The 23,639-nt window shown below is 65.0% G+C and carries 16 protein-coding genes; 7 read left to right on the plus strand and 9 right to left on the minus strand.

Annotation, left to right across the window (positions count from 1 at the left end):
• Positions 1-97: 97 nt before the first annotated feature.
• Both AIOL_RS17785 and AIOL_RS17790 read right to left on the minus strand, forming a co-directional pair.
• Complete coding sequence (locus AIOL_RS17785) at positions 98-961, minus strand: sugar phosphate isomerase/epimerase family protein (protein WP_049644218.1); 864 nt, start codon at positions 959-961, stop codon at positions 98-100.
• Positions 958-1,839 carry an NAD(P)-dependent oxidoreductase gene (locus AIOL_RS17790; protein WP_049644219.1) on the minus strand — a complete coding sequence of 294 codons (882 nt, stop codon included), beginning with the start codon at positions 1,837-1,839 and terminating at the stop codon, positions 958-960. The genes AIOL_RS17785 and AIOL_RS17790 overlap by 4 nt, the downstream gene beginning before the upstream one ends.
• Positions 1,840-2,262: 423 nt before the next feature.
• On the opposite strand from AIOL_RS17790, the gene betC reads away from it, so the two are divergent.
• The 6 genes from betC (at position 2,263) to AIOL_RS17815 (ending at position 12,594) form a co-directional block, all read left to right on the plus strand.
• Positions 2,263-3,777 (plus strand): choline-sulfatase, encoded by a 1,515-nt coding sequence (gene betC, locus AIOL_RS17795; RefSeq protein ID WP_049644220.1) that lies wholly within the window; start codon positions 2,263-2,265, stop codon positions 3,775-3,777.
• A 296-nt stretch (positions 3,778-4,073) separates the two neighbouring features.
• Positions 4,074-5,126 (plus strand): acetyl-CoA carboxylase, encoded by a 1,053-nt coding sequence (locus AIOL_RS17800; RefSeq protein WP_049644221.1) that lies wholly within the window; start codon positions 4,074-4,076, stop codon positions 5,124-5,126.
• 895 nt (positions 5,127-6,021) lie between these two features.
• Positions 6,022-6,192, plus strand: a complete 171-nt coding sequence (locus tag AIOL_RS25575; protein WP_160314518.1) for a hypothetical protein — start codon at positions 6,022-6,024, stop codon at positions 6,190-6,192.
• 28 nt (positions 6,193-6,220) lie between these two features.
• Complete coding sequence (locus AIOL_RS17810) at positions 6,221-10,669, plus strand: Hint domain-containing protein (protein WP_152912583.1); 4,449 nt, start codon at positions 6,221-6,223, stop codon at positions 10,667-10,669.
• 192 nt (positions 10,670-10,861) lie between these two features.
• Positions 10,862-11,008 carry a hypothetical protein gene (locus AIOL_RS25580; protein WP_160314519.1) on the plus strand — a complete coding sequence of 49 codons (147 nt, stop codon included), beginning with the start codon at positions 10,862-10,864 and terminating at the stop codon, positions 11,006-11,008.
• A gap of 113 nt (positions 11,009-11,121) precedes the next feature.
• On the plus strand, positions 11,122-12,594 hold the full coding sequence (locus AIOL_RS17815) for an amidase family protein (RefSeq protein WP_049644224.1): 1,473 nt from the start codon (positions 11,122-11,124) through the stop codon (positions 12,592-12,594).
• On the opposite strand, the gene AIOL_RS17820 is transcribed toward AIOL_RS17815, so the two are convergent.
• The 5 genes from AIOL_RS17820 to AIOL_RS17840 form a co-directional block, all read right to left on the minus strand.
• A complete protein-coding gene (locus AIOL_RS17820) occupies positions 12,548-13,720 on the minus strand; it encodes a M20 aminoacylase family protein (RefSeq protein ID WP_049644225.1) in 1,173 nt (390 codons plus the stop codon). The two genes, AIOL_RS17815 and AIOL_RS17820, sit on opposite strands and share 47 nt — an antisense overlap.
• 10 nt (positions 13,721-13,730) lie before the next feature.
• Positions 13,731-15,344 (minus strand): ABC transporter ATP-binding protein, encoded by a 1,614-nt coding sequence (locus AIOL_RS17825; RefSeq protein WP_049644226.1) that lies wholly within the window; start codon positions 15,342-15,344, stop codon positions 13,731-13,733.
• Positions 15,344-16,252 (minus strand): ABC transporter permease, encoded by a 909-nt coding sequence (locus tag AIOL_RS17830; RefSeq protein WP_049644227.1) that lies wholly within the window; start codon positions 16,250-16,252, stop codon positions 15,344-15,346. Before AIOL_RS17830 ends, AIOL_RS17825 begins: the two co-directional genes overlap by 1 nt.
• Positions 16,252-17,193 (minus strand): ABC transporter permease, encoded by a 942-nt coding sequence (locus tag AIOL_RS17835; protein WP_049644228.1) that lies wholly within the window; start codon positions 17,191-17,193, stop codon positions 16,252-16,254. Before AIOL_RS17835 ends, AIOL_RS17830 begins: the two co-directional genes overlap by 1 nt.
• Before the next feature lie 93 nt (positions 17,194-17,286).
• Positions 17,287-18,876, minus strand: coding sequence for an ABC transporter substrate-binding protein (locus tag AIOL_RS17840; RefSeq protein WP_049644229.1), 1,590 nt, complete (start codon positions 18,874-18,876; stop codon positions 17,287-17,289).
• A gap of 108 nt (positions 18,877-18,984) precedes the next feature.
• Here AIOL_RS17840 and AIOL_RS17845 point away from each other — a divergent pair, with 108 nt between their 5' ends.
• Positions 18,985-20,400, plus strand: coding sequence for an amidase family protein (locus AIOL_RS17845; RefSeq protein WP_049645521.1), 1,416 nt, complete (start codon positions 18,985-18,987; stop codon positions 20,398-20,400).
• Positions 20,401-20,821: 421 nt separating this feature from the next.
• On the opposite strand, the gene AIOL_RS17850 is transcribed toward AIOL_RS17845, so the two are convergent.
• Positions 20,822-22,270 (minus strand): M81 family metallopeptidase, encoded by a 1,449-nt coding sequence (locus AIOL_RS17850; RefSeq protein ID WP_049644230.1) that lies wholly within the window; start codon positions 22,268-22,270, stop codon positions 20,822-20,824.
• Between the two features lie 22 nt (positions 22,271-22,292).
• A complete protein-coding gene (gene hemE / locus AIOL_RS17855; RefSeq protein WP_049644231.1) occupies positions 22,293-23,321 on the minus strand; it encodes a uroporphyrinogen decarboxylase in 1,029 nt (342 codons plus the stop codon).
• Positions 23,322-23,639: the final 318 nt, after the last annotated feature.

Genomic DNA, 23,639 nt, shown 5'->3' on the forward strand with positions numbered 1-23,639 from the left:
GCGGCGCCGCAAAACCACAGCCCGTATCGTTTACCCATTGGTAACGCGGCCGCCGCCGGGGCAGGTCCCCAGCCACCCCGACGAGAGCCCGTCTTGATCAGCCAAAGATGTCCTTGAACATCCCCACGCAGCGCCGGAACCCGGCCTCGAAATCGCCGTCACCGGGGTGATAGACGCTCTCCAGCGAGATCACCCCGTCATAGCCATCCGCCCGCATCGCGTCCGCCATCGGCTGGAACAGCGGGCCCAGCTGCCCCTGCCCCATCTCGCGCACCTCTAGCTTGGCGCGCGGCGTGTCGACCAGCACGTCCTTGATATGCACATGCCCCAGATAGCCGCCCCGCAGCGCCTCATAGCCGTCCGGATAGGCCAGCTCGTGGCACCAGCAATTGTTGGCCGGATCCCAGAGCACCTTCAGCACCCCATGGGCGTCCAGGTCATCAATCAGCCGCCGCCCGGTATAGCTGGAGTTCACCATGGTGCCGTTGCCGGTCTCCACCACCAGCGTCACCCCCGCCGCGCGCGCCACGGGGATCGCCGGCGCGATCAGCTCCAGCGTGGCATCCCAGGCGCCATGGGCCACGTTCCACGTCTCGGCCCCGCCCGCGCCCCAAAGGATCTGCTCCTTCTTGTTGGTCATGATCCGCACCAAGGGGCAGTCCAGCGCATGCGCCATGTCGATCACGCGTTTCAGCGCGTCCATATGGCGGGTATGGGCCTCGTCGCCGGGCTTGTTCGCCGTGGTAAGCCCGGCAAAGATATGGCGCGAGAGGCACGAGACCGGCTTGCCAAAGCCGGTCACCAGCGCCTTGATCCCGGCGATCTCATCGGCCGAGTGATCGCCCACCTCCTTGTCCCAAACGAATTGCAGCTCGGCATGGTCGAGCCCGAATTCGTCCATCACATCAAGGGCATGCTTGAGGTCGCGACTAATGCCGTCGCAGATCACGCCCAGCTTCATGGCGCCAGCTCCGCGCCGACGATCTCCTCGATGACCCGCGCGGCGGACTGGTTGTCACCCGCCGGGTACTTGGCGATCCCGGCCTGGAATATCTGCATCGCCGTGGCGGTGGTGTGCATCGGCACGCCCTCGCGCTTGGCCATCTCCAGCGAGATCGTCAGGTCCTTCCACATGGTACCAATGCCCGAGCCGGTGCCGTCGAACCGCCGATGCATGATGTTCTCAAGCGAGCCATCGGTGATGCCGTTGCCCGCCCCGGTCGAGGCGATCACCTCGCGCAGCACCTGCCCCGAGATGCCCGCCTTGCCCGCCAGCACGCTCAGCTCGTAGGTGGCCGCGAAAAGCGAGCCGATCAGGGACTGCAAGCAGGCCTTCATCGCCTGGCCGTCGCCCACCTCCTGGCCGACATGATGGATGACCTTGGACACCGCCTCAAGCACGTCGCGCTGTGCGGCCATGGCCGCGTCCGTGCCCGAGGCCATCAGCGCCAGGGTGCCGCCCATCGCGCCGGGCTGCCCGCCTGAGACGGGGCTGTCGATCATGTCGATGCCTGTGCCCTCCAGCGAGGCGGCGATCTCGCGCGCCTCATGGGCGTGGATCGTGGCGGTGAGGATCACCGCGGATCCCGCCGCCATCACCGTGGCCAGGTCCGCGATCACCTGCCGGGCCTGATCACCATTCATCACCATGACGAAGACGGCCTTGGCGCCCTGCCCGACCTGCGCCGCCGCGCCGCAGCCGACCCCGCCCGCGCCGGTGAAAGCCGCCATCCGCTCCGATGACAGGTCAAACCCCGCCACCTCGAACCCCGCTACCATTAGGTTCTTCGCCAATCCCGAGCCCATATCGCCCAGGCCCACTACGCCCACTCGTGTCATGTAAGATCTCCTCTATATTTGGCTTTCCGCCCCGCCATCTTGGCGGCGGGACCAGGCGCCATGCCCGAGGTTGACATCTCGCTCCGCTCCTCCCGAGCAGCGTGCTCAGGCTTGGCGAAATACGCTGGAAACGCAACGGGAAAGTTCACCACGGGCCCTGGCCGCGGCGGCCCGGCGGGGGGCGGGGGTGGGTGGGTGGGCCGCCCCTCGACGGGCTGGCGCGGCCAGGGCCCATCCGCGACAAGCATCTGTCGCCGGCAGATCAGAAGCCGTGTGAGGCCCCCGCTACGCTCATGCGGGCAAGAAAGGGGCATAGGTGATGCATGTTAAGGCCATGACTTATCAGCCGCCGCCCGTGTTGGTGCGAGGGCAATGCGCCATGCGATAGCCACTTACCGACACAAAATAAGACGCGACACCAACATGCAAAAGCACCCCAATATCGTCCTGATCATGGCCGACCAACTGGCCCCGCAATTCACCGGCGCCTATGGCCACCCCTTGGTCAAAACCCGGCATATGGAGGCGCTGGCCGCCCGCGGCACCCGCTTTGACGCCGCCTATTGCAATTCGCCGCTCTGCGCGCCGTCCAGGGCCAGCTTCATGGCGGGCCAGCAGGTCTCAAAGATCGCCGCCTATGACAATGCCGCCGAGTTCCCGGCCACGATCCCGACCTTCGCCCACTACCTGCGCGCGGCGGGGTACAGCACTGTTCTGTCCGGCAAGATGCACTTTGTCGGCCCCGATCAGCTGCACGGGTTCGAGGAGCGCCTGACCACCGATATCTACCCCGCCGACACCGCCTGGACGCCCAACTGGGAGGACCCAGACCGCCGCATCGCGCATTGGTACCACAATATGGATGCGGTGCGGCAGGCCGATCAGGCCATGACGACCTTTCAGTATGACTATGACGACGAGGCGGTGTTCCTGGCGCGGCGGCGGATCTTCGATCACGCGATGTCTGCCGATCAGCCCCTTGCGATGGTGGTCAGCCTGATCCACCCGCATGACCCTTACGTGGCGCGGCCTGAATATTGGGATCTCTACGATAATGCCCAGATCGACATGCCCGCATCCCCCTCTGCGACGGACGCGCATTCTGCCCGTTTGGCCCTGGGGATCGAGGCGCATCAGGGCGCGGTGACCGAGCAAGAGATCCGCAACGCCCGCCATGGCTACTACGCCAATACCAGCTATTTCGACGCCAATGTCGGCAAGATCGTGAAGGCCTTGGAAGAGGCCGACATGCTCGACAACACCATCGTGGTGGTGACGGCAGATCACGGCGACATGCTGGGCGAGCGCGGGCTTTGGTACAAGATGTCCTGGCTGGAGCATTCCGCCCGCGTGCCGCTGATCGTGGCCGGGCCGGGCGTGCGCCAGCAAGAGGTCGCGGCGCCCTGCTCGCTGGTCGATATCCTGCCGACCTTCCGCGAGATCGCCCAGGATAACGGTGCGCTTGGCATGGCCGTCGATGGCGTCTCGCTTTGGCCCACGCTGACCACGGGGACCGAGACGCAGACCGAGGCGATTGGCGAATACTGCGCCGAGATGACGCCCGGATACCCGGTGTGCATGATCCGGCGCGGGCGCTGGAAATACATCCACTGCGCGGCGGACGACCCGCAGCTCTTCGATCTCGAGGAGGACCCTGGCGAGCTGACCAACCTGGCCGCCGATGCCGGTCACGCCCAGATCGCGGCGGAGTTTGCCAAGGAGGCAACCGAGCGCTGGGATGACGAAGCGATCCGCAGCGACGTCATAGCCTCGCAACGGATGCGGCGTGTGGTGCAGCCCGCTCTAGAGACCGGACGGATGACGCCTTGGGACTATCAACCCCCGCGGGACGCAACACAGGAATTTGTGCGCAATACTGTTAGCTGGGACGACGTGCTGCATCGGATGCAATACCCGGCGCCGCGCGATCACAAATAGGGTCCGGCCGAAGGATCATTTTGGCCAATCCGGGCCGTGAGGGCATAAAGACCGTTTGGGCGCCGGTCGGTGGGATCGGCGCTTGGACGGACGCGCTCGGGACGTGAATCGGTACGCAATCGCACACCGTAAAGATGCGCAAACGTATACAATTGCATATGTTTGTTTTGCGTTAAGTACGTTTATTTTCAATGGCTTAACGTCCAGACTGGTGCGTCACTTTGACCACCCAAAGTGGCTTATGGGAACCCCCTCAATGTGCCAGCCTAACAGTCACAAAATTTCGAGAGGCTATCATGTCACGCAACATCCTTATCCTCGGCGCGTCCTACGGGTCGCTTCTGGCCACCAAGCTGGCAATGGCCGGGCACAATGTCACGATGACCTGCCGCGAGGCGACCGCCGCGCGCATCAACGCCGCGGGCACCATCGTGCGGATAAAGCTGCGCGGCGAAGACACTCACCGGGCGCTGCCGTCCGGCGCATTGCCGGGCTCGGTCCGGGCGATCACGCCCACCAATGTGGACCCAACGCGCTTCGACTTGGTCTGCCTGGCGATGCAGGAACCGCAATACCGCGCGCCAGAGATTGCTTGGCTGATGCGCCAGATCGCCCTCTCGGGCAAGCCATGCCTCTCGATCATGAACATGCCGCCCCTGCCCTATCTGATGCGCCTGCCGGGGCTGCAGACCTCCATGCTGCGCGCGGCGTATTCCTGCCCCGAGGTCTGGGACGGGTTCCAGCCGGGCCTCGTCTCACTGTGCTCGCCCGACCCGCAGGCCTTCCGCCCGCCAGAAGAGGCCGCCAATGTGCTGCATGTGGGTCTGCCCACAAACTTTAAGGCCGTGCCCTTTGAGGACCCGCAGCACACCGCCTTACTGCAGGAGCTTGCGGACGACATCGAGGCCGTGCGCATCGACGGCAAGGAGGTTCCGGTGAAGCTGCGGGTGCATGACTCGCTCTTCGTGCCCCTTGCGAAATGGTCGATGCTCTTGACCGGGAACTACCGCTGCGTCACCGCAGACGAACCCAGATCCATCCGCGACGCCGTACATGGCGACCTGGCGCTCAGCGCAGACGTCTACGCCTGGGTCGGTCACCTTGCGCGCAGGCTCGGCGCGGATCCAAGCGATCAGGTACCCTTTGAGAAATACGCGAAGGCCGCAGAGGCCTTGATGAAGCCTTCCTCCGCCGCGCGCGCCATCGAGGCAGGCGCCGCGCAGATCGAGCGGGTGGACAGGCTGGTGCGGACCATCGGCGCTTCGATGGGGACCTGGCATCAAGAGGTTGATCGTGTCGTGGACCAGGTCGACGCGCGGCTTCACCTCACGGCGCGCTCGATCGCATAGCGCATTGGCAGCCATAGCGCTGCCGTAAGCCCGCGGCGGACAAACGGTCTTGGTGTCGGGCTAACTGCGGCGCAGAAAGCCAGCATCGCGGGCGGATTGGAATGTGCCGCGGAGAGCAAGGTTACGACCCGCGCCGCTCAGTCGCGGGTTGTATTGCCTGACCCTCGGTCGCCACGCGCTGCCTTTGGGCCTTTCGCATGTCGGCAAGATTCCACCGCATTCTCGGTGGATCTGCGCCGAAATCGGCGAATACCGACCGGGTGATTCTCTGATTCTCTGCGAGTTTGTTTCGCAAGCGCGAGGTAATAATCAGATAACGACCCGTTTGTTGAATGTTTGTGCGCAGAAGCGCTTCGCAAATAAATCAACCTTAGGATGAAAATTGAAATGTGGCTTTAGACGCAATCTGGAAACAGCCAATCGCGGCAAATTTAGCCATTCCCGATGTTTTTGGAAACAATACTCCGGAATTGGCCGTGTTTGGGTCCATCGTCTTACAATTATGCTAAACAATGCAATGTATTCTTTGTGACATACCGCATTAACCTTTGAGCAGGCAAAGCTACCATCGGTGGAGTCAAAAACCGTTTTGCGCCCGAATTCGAACAAAATTCTTTTCGAGTCGGCAGGAGTCCAAGCATATTCTGGAGGTACCGATGGGGTGTCGCAACGACAGCGGCATGGTTCGGGTATGACGGTCGGGCGGGGGCCCCGCCGTTTTCTGTAGGCGCGGGTTTCCGTGTCAGAGAGCTGCCAAGGGTGAACGGGCACGTGGGGGGTCCGCAACAATTGGAACGAACCATGCGCGCTTTGCGAAGCGCCGCATTTGGGTCGGGTGACTTTTGCCCGGCCCATTCAAATGGTGCCTCCGATGGTCGGGGGATGGGAGTTAAAGATGAAGCGAAGCGCATTCGCGCGGCAACACACGAGGGGGATCGGCGAAACACCGATGCCGTTGTTGTTTGCCGCGCCCAACGAAGGCGTATCGCCGAACCGCATCTCCGTACCGATCCAACTCCAAAAGCGCGCCGACGGAGGCGCATTAGCCCAAGCTGTAGGGAAGTAAGAACATGTCGAATTTTGATCCAAATTCTGTGACAGGTCTTGTTGGCCTATGGGACTTCATCAATGGCAATGCCAATGCGGATACCGGCCTCGCTGACGGGATCGCCCAGAACGGCGCGTTCGAAGGCAATGCCGGGGCTTCGGGTGACCGCGCTCATTTCGACGGGCACGGAGACCGTTTTGACGTCATAGCCGACGACGATGACGATGATGTGTTCGACAACTTGGACAAGGGCACCATCGAGGTGCAATTCACCCAAGACAGCCATATCGGCAGCAGCCCCGACACTTTGGTCAGCCGCGGCGAGTACGAGGATGCGGGCGACGATGGCTACTTTAGCATTTCCGTCCTGGCGAACGGCGCCGTCCAAGTCATCCACTGCAACGACAATGGCGACGAAGAGATCCTGACGACCTCGGCCGGTCTTGTGGATCCGGGCGACCTGATCAACGTCAAGTACAGCTGGGACATCAACAGCGGCGTTACGCTGGAAGTTGAGAACCTTGATGATGGTTCGACTGCCAGCGTCAACAGCTCGCAGACCGGCCTGTCGATGGATATCGGTGACGACGACGCAAGCTTTACCTTCGGCGCGCGCGAAAATGATGACGACGATTACGACCGGTTCTTTGACGGCTCGATCGACTATGTCGCCATCTACGAAAGCGGAGAGCCGCCGGTGGTTGATCCCAATGGCGTCGTCGACGGCGAGGCCGACGGCGAAGTCATGGAGCTAGGCTACGACGACAGCAACGCGCCCACCGACCAGGGCGGCGACCTGATCACCGAAGACGCCGACGTAATCTTTGGCAACGGCGGTGACGACACCATTTCTGGCGCAGGTGGCAATGACACGATCTATGGCGACAGCGGCACCGACGGGGCGCCCGCGCGCGAGATCTTTGAATGGTCCGAGGCCGCCGGCTTTGGCAACAATGTCCAGACCACCGGCTTCTCGCAGGACACCGGCTCGACCACGATCACCTTCGATGTTGAATCGCAGTCCTCCGGCGTCGACACGCAGTTCGAGACTGAATTGCAGAACACCCAAGATCTGGACGCAGGTGTGGGCGCCCAGTCGTCGCTGGAATCCATCCTGAACGGCAACGCGAACAGCGCGCTCTACAGCTGGACGTCCGAGGAGCCGATCCAGAATGTCGAGTTCCGCATCAACGACATCGACGGCGACGGTCGGGTTGTGGTGCGCGCCTATGACGAGTTTGGCAACGAGATCCCGGTGACGCTGTCCGACGCGGGTTCGGGGCTTACGCTGTCCGGCAACACCGCATCCAGCAATGACGACGACTACACCCAGGACTCCGCGTTTGAGCATTCGGTCCTGGTCACTATTGCGGGCCCCGTCGCCTCTTGGACGGTCGAGCACCAGCAGGACGGCGGCAACAATACCGGCATCAACGTCACCGACATCGCATTTGACGTGAACGCCACGTTCGGCGAGCCCGGCGATGACGTGATCACCGGCGGCGACGGCGCCGACGAGATGTATGGCGAGGATGGCGACGACACGTTCATCGTGGCCAGCGGTGCCGAGGGCGACGGCGACGTGATCACCGGCGGCAACGGCCCCGACGACAGCGCCGACAACGACACGCTGGACCTGCGCGGCGCGGGCCAGGTGACCATCAACGCCTCTGCTGACGGCAGCGACGACGGCGCCCAGTCGGGCACGGTCACTTTCTCGGACGGCTCCATGCTGACCTTCAGCCAGATCGAGACGATCCTGACCGATCCGCAGAACGAGGCCCCGACCGCCAACGACGACACCGTCAATGTGGACGAGGACCAAAGCGTCACCTTCAACCCGACCGCCAATGACACCGATCCGGATGGCGACCCGCTGGAGGTGACTTCCATCAGCGATCCGGCCAACGGCACCTTGACCGACAATGGCGACGGGACCTACACCTACGAGCCCGATCCGAACTACAACGGCCCGGACTCGGTCACCTATACGATCCAGGATCCGTCGGGTGAGACGTCGACCGCCACGGTCACCTTCAACGTGGCCCCGGTGAATGACGATCCGGTCGCCAACGACGACAGCGGCAGCACGCTTCAGGGCACGCCTGTTGAGGTCAACCTGCTGGGCAACGACACCGATGTGGACGGCGACACGCTGGAGATCGCCTCGGTCAGTGTGCCCGCCAGTCAGGGAGCGGTTGTCGACAATGGCAACGGCACGGTGACCTTCACCCCGGCTGTGGCCTTCGTGGGCGACGCCGAGATCACCTATACCGTCTCGGACGGCAATGGCGGCAGCGACACCGGGACGGCAACCGTGACCGTGACGGACGTGATCGGACCGGTAGACGGGCTGAACAGCGGCGAGGTCATGGCTCCTGGCTACACCGATGTCGAAGGCGACATGATCGACGGCACCGATGGCGACAATGACACGATCTTTGGCAATGGCGGCGACGACACCATCGACAGCGGCGTCGGCGACGACACCGTATATGGCGGCGCGGGCGACGACGTCTTTGTGCTGGCCGACGACGCTGAGAACATCGACAACGATGTGATCATTGGCGGCGAGACCGACGAGGATGACGGCGGCGACCTTCTGGACGCCTCGGACTTCGAGGACGATCTGACCGTCGACATCACCGCACCCGAGACTGGCACGATCACTGATGGGGTGGACACAACCACCTTTGAAGAGATCGAGATGATCGAGACCGGCTCGGGCGACGACACCGTGATGGGGTCGACTGGCGATGACTATGTCCAGACCAACGGCGGCGACGACAGCGTCGTGGGCGGGGACGGCAACGACACGCTGCTCTCCGGCGACGGCGAGGACACTTTGGAAGGCGGCGACGGCGATGACAGCCTGGTGGGCGGCGACGAGGCCGATACCATTATGGGTGGCGACGGCGCGGACACCATCGACGGCGGGCGCGGCGGGGACGAGCTCGACGGCGGTGCGGGCGACGACTCGATCCTCGGCGGCAACGACGACGACACGATCACCGGCGGAGACGGCGCGGACACGGTTGACGGCGGCGACGGCGACAACCTGATCGACACCTCGGGCAGCGCGCCACTGCTGGACGACAAGAATGGCGACGGGTTCGGCTTTGGGCCTTACGGTCCGCTGCCGGGTCTCATCGCAGACAGCAACGAGAACGACGACCGCGACTTGGTCACCGCGGGCTCGGGCGATGACACGATCATCACCGGCGACGATGATGACACGATCATCGCGGGCTCCGGCGACAACGTGATCGACGCTGGCATCGACGATGACAGCATCACCTCGACCTTCGGCGATGACTTCATCGTTGGCGGCGAGGGCTCGGACACGATCTCGGCGGGTGCGGGCGACGACACCATCTATGGCGGGCTGGACCCGGCGGTGGTTCCGTTCGATGGCGCGGATATCCCGGATGACGGCAGCTTCCCCAATGGCGGCGACCCGGACCCCGAGAACGGCCGCGACTACATCGAGGGCGGCGCCGGCAACGACCTGATCTACGGCCAGGACGATGACGACACCATCCTGGGTGGCGGCGGCGCCGACACGATCTTTGGCGGCGTGGACGACGACAGCATCCTGGGCGGCAACTCGAAGGACGACATCTATGGCGGCCAGGGCGCCGACACGATGCGGGGCGAGAACGACCGGGACGAGTTCTTCATCGACGAGCGCGAGCATGCCTTTGGCGACGTGGTCGACGGTGGCACCGGCGGCAACGACGTGGACACGCTGGACCTGCGCGGTCTGGGGCGCCTGCAGGTGGTCGGCGAGACAGTCGACGCGGATGGCGACTCGACATCGGGCACGGTGAACTTCCTGGCTGCCGACGGCAGCGTGGAGGGCTCGCTGGAGTTCACCGAGATCGAGCGCCTGATCATCTGCTTCACGCCTGGGGCGCGCATCGCGACCCCGCGCGGCGAGATCAGCGTCGAGGACCTGCATGTGGGCGACCGCGTGATCACCCGCGACGACGGCGTGCAGGCGATCAACTGGATCGGCTCCAAGAAGGTGACCGGGAAGGACCTGCTGGCGGATCCCAAGCTGCGGCCGGTGCTGATCAAGAAGGGCGCGCTGGGCAACAACCTGCCGGAGCGCGACATGATGGTCAGCCCGAACCACCGGATGCTGGTGGCTAACAGCCAGACCCAGGTGCTCTTCGACGAGCGCGAGGTCCTGGTGGCGGCCAAGCACTTGGTCGGCCAGCCGGGCGTGCACCAGATCGACACGCTGGGGACGGAGTACATCCACGTGATGTTCGACCGCCACCAGGTGATCCTGGGCGACGGCGCCTGGACGGAGAGCTTCCAGCCGGGCGACCACAGCCTGTCGGGCATCGACGCCGACCAGCGCGACGAGATCTTCACGCTGTTCCCCGAGCTGCAGAGCCGCCAGGGCCGCCGCGCCTATGGCTCGGCGCGCCAGTCGCTGAAGGCGCATGAGGCCCGGATGCTGCGCCAGACGATGGCTGCGGAATAAACCTCCACATCCATTGATAAGAGTTCGCTACAAGGCTCGTCCCCTTCGGGGGGCGGGCCTTAATTTTTTTCCAATGTAAGCATTTGCGCGCACGGGTTCTGTAAACGCTTTGGCGCCAACCAGAATCCGCGAACCTAAAGCGCTTCTTGGAGTCAACTGACCAGTGCAACTTAGCGGTTGATGACAGTATCAATGGCGCTTGCGAGCTTCGCGCAGATGGTCGCGACGAACGCCATCAGCCAGGTCGGCGGGGACGTGGTGATCGACACCGGCGCCGGCACGATCACGCTTGCGGGCGTGAATAACAGCGACCTGGATCAGGCCGACTTTATTTTCTAGGGACGATTACCGCTGTAGGCGCGCGCGCCTAACCCCATGGCGCACGGTCCCAAATTCCCTATACTTCGCCCAAGCGGCCATGCGGCCACGCGGTCAATTGCAACGGGGTCGACATGGCGGATATCACCTTTCTTTCAGCTCAAGAGATGGCCCGGCAGGTGGCCCAGGGGCAGGTTTCCGCCGTAGACTTGCTCACCGCGCATTTCGACCAGGTTGACCGGGTGAACCCGCAGGTGAACGCCGTGATCTGGCAGGATCGCGGGCGCGCGATGGAGGAGGCCCGCGCCTGCGACGCCGAGCAGTCCCGGGGGAGCCTGCGCGGCCCCCTGCATGGCGTGCCGGTGACGGTGAAGGAGAGCTTTGACCTCACGGGCAGCCCGGCGACCTGGGGCGACCCCGCCTGGAAGGACGTCATCGCGACAACGGATGCCGATCTGGTTGCGCGCTACCGCGCCGCGGGTGCGGTGGTCTATGGCAAGACCAACGTGCCGCTGAACCTTGTGGAATGGCAGAGCTTTAACGACGTCTATGGCTCCACGTCGAACCCCTGGGACCTGGCGCGCACGCCCGGCGGGTCCTCGGGCGGCTCTGGCGCGGCGCTGGCCGCGGGAATGAGCGCGCTGGAGCTGGGCAGCGATATCGGATCGTCGATCCGAAACCCGGCGCATTTCTGCGGGGTGTTCGGGCTGAAGCCGACCTGGGGGGCGCTGTCGATGCAGGGGCACAAGCGCCCCGGCTGGTACGGCGACACCGACATCGGCGCGGGCGGCCCCTTGGCACGCAGCGCGGGGGACTTGGCGCTGGCCTTTGACGTGCTGCTTGGGCCCTCTCGGTTTGAGGCTTCGCAGTTCCTGCCCGCGCATCCCGAGGACCCGCGCACGCGGCTCTCAGAGTTCCGCGTGGCCGTGAAACTGGGCGACCCCGCCAGCCCGGTGGACCAGCCCTATTTGGACGCGCTCGACGATTTCGCGCGCAAGATCGAGGCCGCGGGCGGCCCCGTGATCCGCGACCGCCTGCCAGAGATCGACAGCGAGGCGCATTTCACCACCTATCTGCGGCTGCTCGGCGCCGCGCTGTCGATGTCCGCCACCGATGAGGGCATCGCCGAGATGCGCGCGCGCATCGACGCCGAGGGCGACATCGAAAAGCGCGTCTTCGGACACCGCATCGAGGGCCAGGCCATCAGCCACCGCGAGTGGCTTGCCCTGGACAACGAGCGGCGCAAGGCGCGGCTGGCCTTTGACGCGTTCTTTGAGGACGTGGACATTCTGCTCGCGCCCGTGGCGGCCTCGGCGGCACCCCTCAAGGACGAGGTGGTGCCGCGCTACAAGCGCCGGATCGAGGTGAACGGCAGGCCGCAGCTGGAACCGCTAGAGCTGTTCTGGTCGGGCTATTCCGGCGTGGTCGGCCTGCCGAGCCTGGTCGGGCCAATGGGCCGCGTCGGGCACTTGCCCGTCGGCTACCAGGCCATAGCGGGCCACGGGCGGGATCGCACCGCCCTGGCCTTCGCCGCCGCGGCGGAGCGAGAGATCGCGGACTTTAGCCCGCCGCCAATGGCATTCGCCGCTCCACCATCCGCGCCATGATCGACGCGCCAACGGGCAGGATCTCGGGGTCCAGCACGAAGCCCGGATTGTGCAGCGGCACCGTGCCCGCATGCCCCACCGTGCAATAGGCCCCCGGCACCACCTGCAGCATGTCGGCGAAATCCTCGGACCCGGTGGCGGGCTCGCGCTGGTCGGTGACTTGCTCTGCGCCGACGACATCTGCGGCGGCCTCCAGATAGGCGTCCGACAGCCCTGGGTCGTTCTCTAGGACGTTGAAGACGTTGCGAAACTGGACGTTGACCTCTACGCCATGCGCCTTGGCCATGCCGTCGCAGATCTCCTGCATCCTGGTCTCGGTCAGCGCGTAGACCTCGTCCTTGAAGTAGCGGATCGTGCCGTTCAGCGAGGCGGTCTCGGGCACCACGTTATAGGCCGCGCCCGCATGGATCTGGGTCACCGAGATCACGCAGGCCTCCAGGGGTGCTACGTTGCGCGACAGGATCGTCTGGATCTGCCCCACAAGCGCCGAGGCCACCACAATGGGGTCGCGGGACTGGTGCGGCATCGCCGCGTGGCTTCCGCGGCCGGTGATCTCGATATCAAAGAATGCGGCCCCCGCCATCGCGGTGCCCTTGCAGATGCCGACCTTGCCGGGCTCGCCGCTGGGGAAGTTATGCATCCCGTAGACCTCGTCACAGGGGAAGCGCTCAAAGAGCCCGTCCGCCAGCATGCCGCGCGCGCCGCCCAGGCCCTCCTCTGCGGGCTGAAAGATCAGCACCGCGGTGCCGTCGAAGTCGCGGGTCTCGGCCAGGTGCTTGGCCGCGCCCAGAAGCATCGTGGTATGCGCGTCATGCCCGCAGGCGTGCATCACGCCCTCGTTCTGGGAGGCGTAGGGCAGGTTCGTCTGCTCGTCGATGGGCAGCGCGTCCATATCGGCGCGCAGGCCAACACGGCGGTTCCCGCCGCCTTTGCCCTTGATCAGCGCCACCACGCCGGTCTTGCCGATGCCTTCATGGATCTCATCCACGCCATAGCCGCGCAGCTTCTCGGCCACGACGCCCGCGGTGCGCGTCTCGGTGAACCCGATCTCGGGATGGGCGTGTAGGTCCTTGAAGATCGCGGTCAGTTCTTCGCTCGAGTCCGCGATGATCGGTAGTGTGGGCATTCGTTTCTCCTTAGGCTGCGCCGCCAAATTCAACGCCGGCCCCGGGCGCGGCATCGAGCAACAGGCGCGTGTAGTTGTGCTGCGGGGCGGAATAGACATCCCGTGTGGGGCCTTCCTCGACCACCACGCCGCTTTGCATCACCAGCAGGCGGTCGCAGATCTGCGCCGCGACCCGCAGGTCATGAGTGATAAAGAGCATCGCCAGGTCAAAGCGCTGGCGGATGTCATCGAGCAGTTCCAGGACCTGCGCCTGCACGGACACGTCCAGCGCCGAGACCGCCTCGTCCGCGATCAGCACGTCCGGTTCCACCGCCAAAGCGCGGGCGATGCAGATCCGCTGCCGCTGTCCGCCCGAGAATTGGTGCGGATAGCGGTCCAGCGCGTCGCCCGAGAGCCCCACCAGCTCCATCAGGTCGCGCGCCTTCGCCAGCGCGGCGTCCTTGGCCATGCCGAAATTCAGCGGCGCCTCGATCAGCGACAGCCCAATCGTGCGCCGCGGGTTCAGCGAGCGGTAGGGATCCTGGAACACGATCTGCACCTTGCGGCGGTGGGGGCGCAGGCGCCCCTCGGGCAAGGTGGCAATCTCGGTGCCGTGCAGGCTTATCGAGCCCGCAGTGGGCGCAATCAGCCGCGCGATGCAACGGGCCACGGTGGACTTGCCGGAACCGCTCTCGCCCACGATCCCCAGCGTCTCGCCCTTGCGCACATGCAGGTTCACATCCGAGGCCGCCAGCACCTCGCGCCCGCCGCCGAACCAGCCCTTGGAGCCGTAGCGCTTAACCAGGTTTGAGACGTCAATCGCGCGCTCGCCAGACACCTCCGCCCGCGCGGGCGGGGTCATCGAGGGCACCGAGGCCATCAGCATCTGCGTGTAGGCCTCGCGCGGGGACAGCAGCACCTCGTCGCGGGTGCCCTGTTCCACCACGCGCCCGTTCTGCATCACCACGATGCGGTCGGCGATCTCGGCCACCACGCCGAAATCATGCGTAATGAACAGTACACCGGTCCCGCGCCGCTCCTGCATCTCCTTGATCAGCTTGAGGATCTGCGCCTGGGTGGTCACGTCAAGCGCGGTGGTGGGCTCATCCGCGATCAGCAGCGCCGGGTCCAGCACCAGGGCAATCGCGATCATGATCCGCTGCCGCTGCCCGCCAGAGAGCTGATGCGGGAAGGCGTCCACCATCTTCTCGGGGTCCGGCAGCTGCACCATGTCCATGATCTCGATGGCCCGCGCGCGCCGCTCGGCGGCGCTGAGCCCGGTGTGGATCTCGAGCATCTCGGCGATCTGATCGCCGACGCGCGTCACAGGGTTCAGCGCGGTCATCGGCTCTTGAAAGATCATCGCCATCTTGGTGCCGCGCAGGTCGCGCAAGCGCGACTTGGTGGCCGTCAGGGTGTTCTCGCCCGCCAGTAGGGTCTCGCCACCGGTGGGCCGTAGCGCGGGCGGCAGAAGCCCCATTACCGCCTGGGCGGTCACCGATTTGCCCGAGCCCGACTCACCGACAACGCAGACGATCTCGCCCGGCGCCACCGACAGCGTGATCCCCTCAATTGCGTTCGGACGGTCGCCATCCTTGGGCAGCGCCACCGTCAGGTCGTTCACCTCAAGCACGTTCTCGGTCATCACGCGCCCCGCTTGGCAAAGCGCGGGTCCAGCGTGTCGCGCAGCCCGTCGCCCAGCATGTTCACCGCCAAGACCGTGACCGCCAGGATCACGCCGGGGAAGAACACCTGATAAGGGTGCAGCTGGAAGTTCTCGCGCGCGATGCCCATGATGTTGCCCCAGGTGGGCACCTCGTCCGGCGGCACGCCAAGCCCGAGGAAAGACAGGATCGCCTCGATGATGATCGCCGAGGCGACGATGAACGTGCCCTGCACGATCAGGGGCGCCACGGTGTTGGGCAGCACATGCCGCACCAGAAGCGTTGGCACGCGGGTGCCCGCGGTGATCGCGGCCTCGACATAGGGCTCCTCGCGGATCGACAGCACAATCGAGCGCACAAGCCGCACCACGCGCGGCACCTCCGGCACCACAATCGCGATGATCACCGACAGCATCCCCGCGTTGAACACCGAGACCACCGCGATGGCCAATAGGATCGCCGGGATCGCCATCAGCCCGTCCATGATCCGCATGATCACGCTATCGAGCAGGCGGAAATACCCCGCGATAAGGCCAATGAACATTCCCAGCGAGATCGAGATCGCCGCCACGGCGATCCCCACCACCAGCGAGATCCGCGCGCCATAGACCACCCGGCTATAGACGTCCCGGCCCAGATTGTCCGAGCCCATCCGATAGGTCACCGGGATCTTCACCCGCCCCTCGTCGGTATAGACCTTCATCTCGCCCTCGAACCCCGGCGGCTTCAGCCGGGTGGAGGTCGAGTTCAGGTTCGGGTCAATCGTGCCCAGAATCGGCGCGAAGACCGCCATCAGGCAGATCAGCCCCACCAACGTGCCTCCGATCACCACTGACGGGTGGCCCATGAGGCTGCGCAGCGTCCGCGCGAAGGGCGATTGCGCGCGCATCAGTAGCGGATCCTTGGATCAAGCACGGTGTAACTGAGGTCGATCACCAGGTTGATCAGCACGTAGATGAACGAGAACAGCAGCACCACCGCCTGGATCGTGGGGAAGTCGCGGTTCAGCACCGCGTCCACCGTCAGAAGGCCCAAGCCGGGGATGTTGAACACGCTCTCTGTGACGACCACGCCGCCAATCAGGATCGCGAAGGCAAAGCCGATCACCGTCACAATCGGCACCGCGGCGTTCTTCAGCGCGTGGCGGATCAGCACGCGGGTCTCGGTCTGGCCCTTGGCGCGGGCGGTGCGGATGTAATCCTCGGACAGGACCTCCAGCACCGAGGTGCGGGTCATGCGCGCGATGAAGGCCACGAAGATGATCGAGAGCGCCAGCGCGGGCAGGATCAGATGGCTCAGCCAGCCGCCTACCCCATCGCCCAGCCGCTTGTAGCCCTGCACCGGGAACCAGCCCAATTCCAGCGAGAACACCCAGATCAGCCCGAACCCGATCACGAAGACCGGGATCGAGAAGCCCAGCACCGAGAACCCCATGACGATCCGGTCCAGCCAAGAGCCCTGCTTGTAGGCCGCGATCACGCCCAGGGGCACGGCCACGGCGACGGTGAAGAGGATGGTGATAATGGACAGCGACAGCGTCGGCTCGATCCGCGCGGCGATCAGCTCGGCGACCTGCTTTTTGAAGAAAAAGCTCTCGCCCAGATCGCCCTGCGCGATATTGCCGATCCAGATGAAGAACTGCTTCAGCAGGGGCTCGTCCAGCCCCAGACCGATGCGGATCTCGTCGATCTGCTCTTTGGTGGCGTAGTCGCCCGCGATCATCGCCGCTGGGTCACCGGGGGTGAGCCTGAGCAGCAGAAAGATGAACACGGCCACGACAAGCATGACCGGGATGGTCGCAAGCAGCCGTTTCAAGAGATAGGAAAGCATCCACCTGCCCCGCTGGATGTGATGCGCGGCGCCCCCAGGGCCGCCCCGCTAAATTGGATGCGCGGCGACCCGAGGGCCGCCGCGACGCTTGTCTTAGTTCTTCGAGATGTTCCAGAAGACCGGCACGCCGCCCTGCAGGTAGCCTTCCACATTGTTGCGGATGGCGGCGGGGGTGTACCACTGGCCCAGGTGGATATGGGTCGGGTACTCGACCCAACGCGCCTGGATGTCCTCGACAATCGCCTTCTGCTGGTCAAAGGACGTCGCCCGCGCGAAGTCATCGCGCAGCTTCTCGATCTCGTCGTCACAGGGCCAGCCGAACAGGGCCTGGTCACAGGAGGAGTTCAAGAACGCCATGGCCAGCGGGTTGAAGAGGTCGCCCGCGTCCCAGGCGGTGGCAAAGGCGTTCCAGCCCCCATCGGCCGGCAAGTCCTGCTTGGAACGGCGCGCCACAAGGGTCGACCAGTCCATCGACTGCATGTCCACGTTCATGCCGATGGCCTCCATCAGGTCCTTGGCGACCGGGGCCAGGTTCGTCAGCACCGGCACGTTGGTGGAGTGCATCAGCACCACCGGCGTGCCATCGTAACCGGCCTCTGCCAGCAGCTCCTTTGCCTTGGCAAAGTTGCTTTCCAACAGGCCATCCATATGCGCGTCGGTCTCGAACGGCAGGCCGCAGACGAACATCGCCTTGCAGGTCTCGAAGTAGTCCGAGTTGCCGATGGTGGCCTCTAGGAAGTCCTCTTGGTTGAACGCGTAAAGCAGCGCCTGGCGGACCTTGGGGTTGTCAAACGGCGGGTGCAGCACGTTGAACCGGAAGGTGTATTGCAGGCCCGAGGGGCTGTGGCGCGCGGTATAGGCCTCGCCCGCCTCCTCGACCAGCGGCAGCACATCGGGCGGCACGCTTTCGATCAGGTCCACCTCGCCGGCGTTCAGCGCGTTGATCGCCTGTTGGATGTCGCGGTTCGGGGTCCAGATCACCCGGTCCACCTTGGCAAGCTTCGCCCCGGCCAGGCCGTCGGTGGGCTCGTCGCGCGGCACGTAGTCGTCGAACTTCTCATAGACGACCTTCACGCCGGGCTCCCACTCGTCCAGGTTCATCATGAACGGGCCGGAGCCGATATATTCCTCGATCTGCTCGCTGCCGGGCGTGGCCGCGATGCGCGCGGGCATCATGAAGGGCACGTTCGAGGACGGCTTGGCCAGCGCCAGCTCAACGAGGCCGGTCGGCGTGTTCAGCTTGAACATCATGGTCTTGGCGTCGGTGGCCTCAAGGCTGTCGACGAAGGTCATCATCTTCTGACCCATCGCATCCTTGGAGGCCCAGCGGTTGATCGAGGCCACGGTGTCCTCGGCGGTCACATCCGCCCCGTCATGCCATTTCAGCCCGTCGCGCAGCGTGATCGTCAGGGTCAGCCCGTCCGCCGAGCGCTCGACGCTGTCCACCATCTGCGGCTGCACCTCGCCCGCGGTGTCCAGCGCGAACAGCGTGTCATAGACCATATAGCCGTGGTTGCGGCTGATATAGGCGGTGGTCCAGATCGGATCGAGGATCTTCAGGCCTGAATGCGGGACAACCCTAAGTTCGGTCTCGGCCTGGGCCTGCGGCGTGGCGAGCCCAAGGCTCAGCGCCACTGCCGCTGCCGCACCCACCAGGATGCCGCGACGTGCGAATGAAAACATAACAATCTCCCCATTGGTGGTTTTTCTTACTTCACTATTGAATGGCGCCGGATTTGAGTCAACGATCATTGGAATACGGTATACATGCGCGCGGCGCGGGGGAACAAAATGAGCAAGACGGAACTTTGGCAGGAGAACGCCTGCACAATGGCTAAGCAGATTGCGAACAAAGAGATCTCTTCGGTCGAGGCCGTGGGCGCCGCCGTCGCGCGGATGCACAGCGTCAACCCCAAGCTGAACGCCGTGGTGGATGACCTCAGCGAGACCGCGATGGCGCAGGCCGCGGACCGTGACAAGGCCATGGCGGAGGGCGGCCCGGTCGGCCCGCTGCACGGCGTGCCGATCACCATCAAGGAGAATATCGACCAGGTGGGACACGCGACCCCGAACGGGGTCCCCGCCTATAAGGACGTGATCGCGCCGGCGGATTCGCCCTTTGTAAAGAACATGTTGCAGGCCGGCGCCGTGGTCATCGGGCGCACCAACACACCAGAGTTCTCGTTCCGCGGCACCACCGACAACCCGCTGCACGGGCGCACGTATAACCCCTGGAATGACTGGGCGTCGTCGGGCGGCTCGTCGGGCGGGGCCTCGACCGCGGTGATGGCCGGGATGGGCGCCCTGGGTCACGGCAACGATATCGGCGGCAGCCTGCGCTTTCCCGCCGCCGCGACCGGCTCTGCCACAGTGAAGCCGGGGCTGGGTCGCACCCCCGCCTATAACCCGTCGCAGAAGGAAGAGCGCGGGCTGATGGCGCAACTGATGTCCGTGCAGGGCCTGATCGCCCGCGAGGTGGCGGATGTGCGCCTGGGGATGCAGGCAGCGGTGGCCTATGACCCGCATGACCCCTGGCAGGTGCCGATGCCCTTCGAGGGGCCCGCGATGGAGGGGCCGATCAAGGTCGCCATGACCAAGAATAGCTATGAGTTCGATCTGGACCCGGCGGTGGACGCCGCACTGGAGAACGCGCGCGCCGCCCTGGTGGACGCCGGGTATCAGGTGGTCGAGGTCGAGCCGCCCAACTGCCGCGAGATCGGGCTGGACGGGATGCGCACGCTCTTTGGCGAGGTCAAATCCCTGCTGCTGCCCGCCATGCGCGAGCATGGCAGCCCAGGGTTCAACGACTATTTCGAGCTCTGCTTTGAGCTGAACCCACCGCATGAGGGCGACGAGCTCTTGCGCGCCTTCGCCCGGCGGTCGAGCTATATCCGCGATTGGCTCTTGTTCATGCAGGACTACCCGCTTGTGCTGACGCCGTTTCTCCCCTCGCCGACCTACGCGTGGGACCGCGACTATCAGGGCCGCGAGGGCGCCGCGGAGATCATGTTCAAGGGCTTCTACAGCTTCGCGATGAACTTCATGGGGCTGCCCGCGGGCAACGTGCCGGCAAACTACAATGACGGGCTGCCGGTGGGCGTGCAGATTGTCGGGCGCCGGTTCCGCGAGGACATGATCCTGGATGCCTGCGAGGCGGTGGAGTCGCGCGTCGGCGTCATGGCCCAGCGGCTGTTTGAGCGGGGCTAGCGCATGGCGGACGTTAACAAGGTCTTATCGGCGCGAGTCTGATCGCGCCGCGAATCGGGGGTTAATCCCTTATTTGGCTGGGATTTCCGCTGTCGGCAAAACGTCGGCAAAACGTCGGCTTTGCGTCGGCCACATGGTCGGGAAGTGCCATGGTTAACACTGCGCACGGTGGGTCGACGGGGCCAAACCCTGTTCGACCGACCGAGTGGGATCTGGGGTCCGGCACGCTCTTTGGGCGCGCCAAATCTCTTGCAAGAGATTTGCACTTTCCTTCCAAGGAAAGTTGGTCCCGCAAGCGGATAGGCGGTGGCGCATAGCGGATCAATGCGGGGCGCGCCGAAGAAACTCTTTCAAGAGTTTCGCAATTTTCTTGCAAGAAAATTGTGCCGCGCCAAGATCCACCCCAGGGCCCAAACAGGCCTCACCCGAAAGGGTTCTCCACCAGCGGCCAGAAGTTCCGCTCGCGCTTGGTATAGGGGATCGCCGCGTAGTCCGGCGTGATCGCGCCCGGGCCGGAGATGTAGAGCACCTCTGACGCGATGGGCCCGAAGCCCGCATGGAAGTGCTGCGAGGACTTCACCACCACCACCTGCATCGCCGACAGGTCGATCCCCAGATCGGTAAAGCAGATCGGGTGAAACGCCTGGGTGCGCTTGTCATTGACCACGATATGCACCCCGTCGGCTTCAAGCCAGACGCCGGTGCCCATCTCCATCCGGGTCTCGCCCATAAGTTGATGCATGCCGGTGCGCACGCCGCGCACCACCACGTCCAGATCAACCGGGTCGCCGGACATCTCGCCGATCTTGCCGCCCAGCCGCACCCGCATCCGAGCACCGGCACCCGCGTCCTGGCACATGCGCACCACCACCGGGTCAAAGACGATGCCCAGCGCCACATCGCGCAGCCCCTGCGACAGGACCTCGCGCAGGACAAAGGTCGAATCCGCCGGCGCGCCACCGCCCGCATTGTCGGCGAAATCCGCCACCACCACCGGGCCCTCAGGCGCGGCGGAGGCCTGGCGCAGCGCGTCCTCGATCCCTGGCCAGTCTGGGCGGATCTGCTCGCGCAGGTCCCAAAGCCGGCGGCCGAACTCCTCGGCCACCGAGGCCGCCAGCGCCGCGTCCCCATCCGCGATGCCCAGCATCTTGGTGCCCACATCGGCGCAATCGCCCCAGGGGAAGCCGTGGCTGAGTGACAGCGACAGCACGCCGCCCGTGCCCTCCCGCGCCTGCATATCGTCGACAAACCCGCGCATTGGCGCGCGCGTGGTGTGATACATCGCGATCATGCGGCAGTCATAGGCGGCCATCACCGGTCGGATCTTGCCCGCCGCGGTGTCGGCGGCCAAGGCGAAGAGCTCGCGCGCGCGGTCGGGGCTGTCCGTATGCGGGTATTCCTTGTAGGCGACGATCAGGTCGGCGCTGGCCAGCATCGCCTCGGTGAGGTGGTTATGCGGGTCGATCTCGAGCCCGATCACCACGTCCTTGCCCACGATCTCGCGGGCCCGCGCCAGGAGGTCCCCCTCGCAGTCGTCATAGCCATCCGCGATCATCGCGCCATGCATCGATAGCAGCACCACATCGGGGGCCGCCGCCCGCAGGTCGTCCAGGATCTCGTCGCGGAAGCGCTCGTAAGTTGCGCGGATCGTAGTACCCGCGGGCTGGGCGAAGGCGGCGAGGCTCTCGCGCACCTCCCAGGATCGCGCCTCGGCGAGGCGCCGCCACTCGTGCAGCGGGGCGGAGAAGAGATTGGCGGGTTCAGCGGTCGCCCGCCGGCTGACAAAGCTGTCCTGAAAGGCCAGATCCCCGGTGGGGATCGGCGAGAAGGAGTTCGTCTCGGTCGCAAGCCCCGCAATGAAGAGCTTCATTTCCGCCTCCCCTGTCCTGCTTCTATCCTCGGACCGCCTCCAGCAGCTGGTCCACATGGGCCGGGTCCGCGTCCGGCGTGATCCCGTGTCCGAGGTTGAAGATATGCGGCCCGCCCGACAGCGCCTCTTTGATGCGCCGGGCCTCGCGGCGCAGCGGGTCGCCGCCCAGCACCATCAGCATCGGGTCGAGATTGCCCTGCACGCAGGTCAGCGGTTGCAGCTCCTGCGCGGCGATCTGCGGCTGCACGCTGGTGTCGATGGCCAGGCCCTGGATGTCGACCGCCTGGGCGTAGCTCTTATAGCCCACCCCCGCCCCGCGCGGGAAGCCGATCACCGGCGTATCGGGGTGCCTGGCGCGGATCGCGGCGATGATGCGCTGCGCGGGCTGGATCACCACGCGCTCGAACATCGGGCCGGGCAAGGCCCCCGCCCAGCTGTCAAAGAGCTTCACCACCTCGGCGCCCGCATCGATCTGCGCGATCAGGTACTCCGCCGTGGCCTCGGTTATCAGATCGAGCAGCCTCAGGAAGGTCTCCCAGTCGCCATAGGCGAGCCTGCGCGCCGGGCCCTGATCCGGCGTGCCGCGCCCCGCGATCATATAGGTCGCCACGGTCCAGGGCGCCCCCGCGAACCCGATCAGCGTGGTCTCGCGCGGCAGCTCCTTGGAGAGAATCCGCACGGTCTCGTATATCGGCGAGAGCGTGTCATGGATGCCGTCCACCCCGCGCAGCCTGGCGAAGTCCTCGGCCGATTGCACCGTCGACAGGCGCGGCCCCTCGCCCGCCTCAAACGCCAGGTCCGCGCCCAGCGCCTGCGGCACCAGAAGGATGTCAGCGAAGAGGATCGCCGCGTCGAACCCGTAGCGCCGGATCGGCTGCAGCGTGACCTCGGCGGCCAGCTCGGGCGTGTAGCAAAGGTCCAGGAACCCGCCCGCCTTCTCGCGCGTGGCGCGGTACTCCGGCAGGTAGCGCCCGGCCTGGCGCATGAGCCAGACCGGCGGGGTCGGCAGGGTCTCGCCCGCCAGGGCGCGGAGGATTGTCTTGTCGGTCATGGGGCGTTTTCGGATCGCTTCATCGTTTCGGTGCTGGGCGGGCCTCAAACCTGCGCGCCCCTTTCGGGAAGGTCTAGCAGAAGCCGGCCGGGATTGGACAGGGACAAACGTGCCGGTTGCTTGGAACGCACTCGGCGTGAGGTGAGGGAAGGTCTTTTTTTGGCGTGGTGTTGACGTTGAAGACCTTCCGCCCCGGGCTTGATCCTGGGCCGCCACCTTGAGCCAAGCGCAACGCGGGCAGCGGCCGACCTGGAGGTCGCCTGCGCATCAGCTCAATTGATCACATCATCTCCGGAAATCAAAACGTTTCAACTAGAT

The organism is Candidatus Rhodobacter oscarellae (assembly GCF_001078595.1).
Lineage (GTDB): Bacteria > Pseudomonadota > Alphaproteobacteria > Rhodobacterales > Rhodobacteraceae > Rhodobacter_B > Rhodobacter_B oscarellae.